The sequence below is a fragment of the uncultured Cyclobacterium sp. genome (assembly GCF_963976465.1).
GTDB lineage: Bacteria > Bacteroidota > Bacteroidia > Cytophagales > Cyclobacteriaceae > Cyclobacterium.
Genome location: NZ_CAXBOC010000504.1, coordinates 1 through 3913, shown reverse-complemented (window position 1 = coordinate 3913; position 3913 = coordinate 1). Strand labels below are relative to the sequence as shown.

The following is a 3913-nucleotide window of genomic DNA, read 5'->3' as shown; positions in this document are numbered from 1 at the left end:
CACCAGCACCCAAAACCCTTCCCTTACCTATATGGCCATTACTGCAAGAGCAGTAGACCATGCGGTGAAGAACAGGGGTAAAAGTTAAATCAAAAATAAAATAGAAAGACCCAAAAGGTCAATCAAACAGGCCGGGAATATTTTCCGGCCTTTTTTTGGGGATTGGGTTCGCCTTCAGGAGGTCGGGGGGATTTGTTTGATGATTAATGAACGTTTGAGATTTTGTCAGCATTGTTGCTAAATTAGCTCACTGATTATCATCAAAAAAATTAGTTTAAATCGGTTAAATCAATTTGATTTTATCAGGACACTATCGTTTTTCCTCGCCAACTAAATAGTTCTTTAAAAAAGCAATTTTCTTATCATAACCAAGTGATAGTTCCTGAATTTCTTCCTCTATTGGATCCGTGCTTCGATCACAAAATTTGATAGCGTTAGAATAACTTTCTTTCCAGTCAGGTTTATTTTGAGCGAACAATAATCGTCCCAAATACAAGTGGCTTTCCCATTGCTTGGAATTCAAAGTGAGGGCTTTTTGAAAGTGTTCTTGCGCCAATTCCTTTTTTCCTTGTTGCCTATATGCTTCAGCAATGTTGTGTGTGATCCTGGCATATCGAATACTGTTTTTCTCCAAATAGAATCTGTGATTATCAATTGTATGATATAGGATTTCTAAAGCCTCAGAAGGTACACTTGATGGTTGCTTTAAAAGTACAGCGGCTCGAATATGTAATACCTCTGCCATTGTTAGTAATAAATCTTTTGACGGAGTTGGATCAGCAATATATTTAGCTTCATTTTCGATCAACAAATTCTCATAATCTTCGGCAAGAGTATTTAAAACTTGCAGACAATCCTCCCACTTTTCTGCAGTGTAAAGGTCAAGAACCAATAACCAATAACCTACCAGATAAAAAGAGGCTTCGAGTTCTGAACCAGTATATGCTGCTTGCTCAGCATGAAGGAACCCCTCACAAACAATGGTACCATGGTAAGCTGGATCCCAATCACGGTCCTTTAATGTAATCCTTACATAATTATGAATTTTAGAGGGCGCTTCCTCTGCAGCTCCCATAAGAACCACATCAAAATGATCTGTATCTTCACTGAGTTCTTTTTGTTCAGTTGTATCAACGGATTGAATGTTAACATTCATTCCATATTCGTTATAAATCAATGCGAATACTGAACTAAGCTTCCCTATTAAAGCTCCGGCAGGTTGGTTTGTCCCTTTCCGCGCATTGATCCTTCTGATGTTTCTGATTAGAATATCCGGTAAATCTTCTTTCTTAGTGTTTGTTATAGGAGGCCGTAATTTAGTTTTATTTTTAGGCAGGACTTCTTTCGCATAGTCAAGAAAGTAAGATATCTTTCCATTAGAAATAAATATTGATAATAAATCTAGTTCTTCAATTTTGGGACGAAAGCAGTCTGTATAATTATAGGAATATTCCTTGTAATAGTAATCAGCTGTAACCTTTGGAGATGTTAAGAGGCATCTTTTAAAAGCGTAAAGCGATTGAAAAAAATCTGGATTTACAAATTCAAATTGATGTTCTGAGGCAGTTTTATTGAGTTCCCTTTCAAAATCAATCCGCTCAATTTTATGATTGACATTAAATGATAAACTTTTTACCAATTTTTTATATCCCTCAAAATAATCAAAGTGAATTTTTAGTATCATAGGTATCAATTTTTTGAAATAGCTAAAATCAAGTCGATCTCATCAAGTATGTAATAGCTAAGACAATTGTTTAAACTCAACATCTCGAAGCACAATTATCAACACTAAATATCAATATAGTTGATTTGATTAAATTGCCAAGGGCTCCTTTGCGTTTTTTTACCCGTATTCGAGGACATAGTCAAAAAGTAACGTCTGGTTGTTAACTTAACTAGAAATTTTGTCAGCATTGTTGCTAAAAATTGGCAAGAATACCGCCAAAATCGTGACGTATACATCACCTTACCACGGGCTACACCCGTGGCTAAGTTATATCAGCCATGAACATCGTTTGGATTGTTATTTTAGTTATTGCAGCAGCGCTAGGAGGTGCATTCGCTTATATGAAGGTAAATAAGATATAGTCAGGACAAAAATCAATTAAAGATAAATCCCTCTAAGAAACTGAAAGTTCAGCACTCATGGCAAATTAAAAAGAGCGGTAAAGCCCTTATAGAACTTTACCGCCTCTCTATTCCTTAAATTGAATAGCTTTACTTTTCGTCAATAAATTGCTTCTGGATATGGTCCTCTTCTTCTTTTTCCCCATGTTCTTCATTTTCTTCATCAAAGAAACGCTTCTGGAAAATTAGGATGATACCTACACCTACAAAAATGGATGCATCTGCTATATTAAAAATTGGCCATAGGGCAGTATAGCCTCCTCCAAAGATTGGAATCCATTCAGGCACAAAACCTTCCCAGATGTCAATATAAAACATGTCCACTACCTGTCCATGAAACCATGGGGTGGCAGCATCAAAAGGGGCGTTTCCAAGCCAAACACCATAAAATACGCTGTCAATAAGATTGCCCACTGCTCCTCCGAGTATCATGGCAATACATATAATGTATCCCGGATGCGCTTTTTTAGTGATTAGGGAATACAAATAATAACCAATCCCAAACATGGCCACCAATCGAAAGCTGGTAAGCAAAAGTTTACCATATTCGGAACCCAATTGCATGCCAAATGCCATTCCCGGGTTGGTGGTATAATGGAGCTTGAACCAATCTCCAAAAACTTTGATTTGTCCTGCTGTGCCAAAATCCATTCCGTAATGGACCATCATCTTCACCGCTTGGTCAATTACAATCACCAATAAGGTGATGCCAAAATATTTCCAATATTTCATATATTATACTTTCTCTACTTTAACGGCGAGTTCAAACTCATCCATGTCCAAAACGGTAGAATTATTACTGTCTCCATCAAGGGTTAACGCCAATGCTTGTGTTTCAGTTTTGATATAGTCGGAGAAATTAAGCAATGCATTGTCCACCGTTGCATTAAGTGGCGCAATATGGATACGAATTTTGTCCTGAACTTCCAGTCCCATGTCCTTACGGAAATTTTGGATCCTGTTAACAAAATCCCTGGCAATCCCTTCTTCCTTCAATGCTGTGCTTAGGGTAACATCCAAGGCCACAGTAATGCCATTGTCTGTAGCTACAGACCAACCAGGGATATCCTGTGACTGGATCAATACTTCTTCCAGTTTAAGTGTGGCAGCTTCTCCATCAATGCTGATTTCTACCTGTCCTTCCTTCTCGATTTGAGCGATTTCTTCTTTGCCCCATTGCTGAATGAGCTGGTTGACAGCCTTCATTTTAGGACCAAAACGCTTACCCAAAAGGGCGAAATTAGGCTTGACACTTTTCACTAAAATGTCAGAAGTATCATCTATGTATTCAATTGATTTGATATTAACCTCTGATTTAATAAGGTCCTCTACATGCTCAATCAAAGCCTTGGTTTCTTCATTCAATACCGGTATAAGCACTTTCTGAAGCGGCTGTCTTACCTTTAATCTTTCCTTTTTCCTTAGGGAATGCACCAAAGATGAGATGTCTTGGGCCAACTGCATGCTGTTTTCCAGGGACAGGTTGATCAAGTTCTCATTGGAAGGCTTCCAATCTGTCAAATGCACAGACAAAGTTTTGTTTTCCAAGCTTGAAGTAAGGTTCTGGTACAACCAATCCGAATAAAAAGGTGCCACAGGGGACATCAATCCGGCAATCACTTCCAAGCATTCATACAAGGTCTCATAGGCAGCCTGCTTGTCTGCATTAATGTCGCCTCTCCAAAATCGTTTTCTTGCCAAACGCACATACCAGTTGGACAGTTGATCCACAGTAAAATTCATGATGGCCCTGGAGGCAGGCGTTATGTCATAATTTTCGTAGGCC

3 protein-coding genes are annotated in these 3913 nt (G+C 38.3%); all 3 read right to left on the bottom strand.

Annotated features, from left to right (window positions below; genetic code table 11):
* Positions 1-310: 310 nt before the first annotated feature.
* Positions 311-1684 (bottom strand): tetratricopeptide repeat protein, encoded by a 1374-nt coding sequence (locus tag AAC037_RS21185; RefSeq protein ID WP_339905428.1) that lies wholly within the window; start codon positions 1682-1684, stop codon positions 311-313.
* 533 nt (positions 1685-2217) lie between these two features.
* Positions 2218-2859, bottom strand: a complete 642-nt coding sequence (locus AAC037_RS21180; RefSeq protein ID WP_339905426.1) for a lipoprotein signal peptidase — start codon at positions 2857-2859, stop codon at positions 2218-2220.
* Between the two features lie 3 nt (positions 2860-2862).
* A partial coding sequence (locus AAC037_RS21175; RefSeq protein ID WP_339905424.1) for a DUF5915 domain-containing protein occupies positions 2863-3913 on the bottom strand: 1051 nt, incomplete at its 5' end.

Bases quoted from the DNA above. Each gene is read 5' to 3' on its own strand.
- AAC037_RS21185 (WP_339905428.1), bottom strand. From the start codon at position 1,684: ATGATACTAAAAATTCACTTTGATTATTTTGAGGGATATAAAAAATTG.
- AAC037_RS21180 (WP_339905426.1), bottom strand. From the start codon at position 2,859: ATGAAATATTGGAAATATTTTGGCATCACCTTATTGGTGATTGTAATT.